Annotated in this window: 2 protein-coding genes; both read right to left on the bottom strand. The window is 34.0% G+C overall.

The annotated features are described in order from the left end of the window. Nucleotides 1-355 precede the first annotated feature (355 nt). Complete coding sequence (locus F6K13_RS32395) at nt 356-1,183, bottom strand: sulfurtransferase (protein WP_124146659.1); 828 nt, start codon at nt 1,181-1,183, stop codon at nt 356-358. 10 nt (nt 1,184-1,193) lie between these two features. After that, the coding region (locus F6K13_RS32390; protein ID WP_287289802.1) for a hypothetical protein at nt 1,194-1,572 on the bottom strand (379 nt) is incomplete at its 5' end.

Raw genomic sequence — 1,572 nt, 5'->3', positions numbered from 1 at the left:
TTCCATCTGAATTACTCCTTTTAGTTGATTGACTCTCTAGCAAATAAGAACACCAATAATTACCACTACCTCCATCAAATTTTATTGTCTTAATACCTGATATTTTCCATAACCATAATTTGAGATCAGGAGTTACAGGAAACCTAGAATAAAAAATTACTTCCATAACTATTTCAGCCAAAATCAGATTATTTATGCTAATTTTATCCTTTATATAATCATTCTTGCTTATTCTTACTTGACCAGAAAATCAGGTATCAAGCCTCCCCTTGAAATGGGTAAAAATCAACAAAATTCAGTGTTTCAAGTCTCCCTATGCCATGAAATACTGATAACTGATAAATGTTAACTGAAGTTACTTATTATCTACTAAATAAGAACACCAATCACTCCAACTACCTGCATAAAGTTTTCCTGTATTAATACCCGCCATTTTTAACGACCATAAATTCACACAAGCAGTCACACCAGAACCACAATAAACCATAACTTCCTCAGCACTTTTTACTTCTTCCCAGCGAGAAACTTGTTCCGAAACTTTCGCCTGACTATTTTCATCAGTAACTTGTTTCCAAGGATAATTAACCGCCCCTGGAATATGACCAGCAATAGGGTCAATAGGTTCATGTTTTCCTAAGTAGCGATCGCTATCTCGCGAATCAACTAATACTACTTCTGGCAAATCTTTTTTTGCTTTAACTATTTCTATATCTACTACCATTTTTGATTGAATTTGTGGTTCAAAAAAACCTGTTTGTGGGGCATAAATTTCATTAGTAATTGGATATTTTTTTTGCCACTCAGAAAAACCGCCATCTAAAAGAGCAACTTTTTCATGGCCCATGTATGTCAATAACCACCATAAACGGGAAGCAAAGGCAAAGCGAGAATCATCATAAGCTACAATTAGAGTCTCTCGGTATTTAACACCTATACTTGCTAATTTTTGACCAAGTTTATCAGGAACGGGTAATGGGTGACGCCCGCCATGTTTTTGTACTGCGCTGGAAAGGTCCTGATTAAGGTCTAGATAGAATGCACCAGGGATATGACCTGCTTGATATTGTTTTTGGCCTAATTCTGGGTCAGCTAAAGAAAAACGACAGTCGATGATGATTAGGTCTGGGTCATTGAGATGGTCTACTAACCACTGAGGAGAAATAAGAATATTTTTATTAGTCATATTTACTAAGTTAAATTAAGTTTTCTTCTGATAATAATAGTTGAGGATAGGTGGTAAAACTATTGATTGTTTGTGGCGATCGCTTCACTAACATTTTACTGATAAAAACAACTACTGCCATGAATAAGATTACCACAACTATCCCTAGAGTTATCTTACTAATTTTGAGATGATTCCAACTTCTATTTTTGATAGTATTAATTTTTGGCTTTGAATCAAATCTATATTGTTGATTATCATCAAAATTAGGCCAAGTTAAACATGATGAGGAATTTAATGTTAAATCAAACTCCTGACCCCAAATTGCATAATCATCCCTGTATCTTTTAATTAGTAATTTAACTCTTTTAATTGATTCAGGAGCTAATTCTATTAATTGATGTCTAACA

Origin of the sequence: Okeania sp. SIO2B9 (assembly GCF_010672505.1) — a bacterium.
GTDB classification, from domain to species: domain Bacteria; phylum Cyanobacteriota; class Cyanobacteriia; order Cyanobacteriales; family Microcoleaceae; genus Okeania; species Okeania hirsuta.
Note: the sequence above shows the minus strand (reverse complement) of the source record. Positions and strands in the feature narration are given on the sequence as shown.

Bases quoted from the DNA above. Each gene is read 5' to 3' on its own strand.
- F6K13_RS32395 (WP_124146659.1), bottom strand. From the start codon at position 1,183: ATGACTAATAAAAATATTCTTATTTCTCCTCAGTGGTTAGTAGACCAT.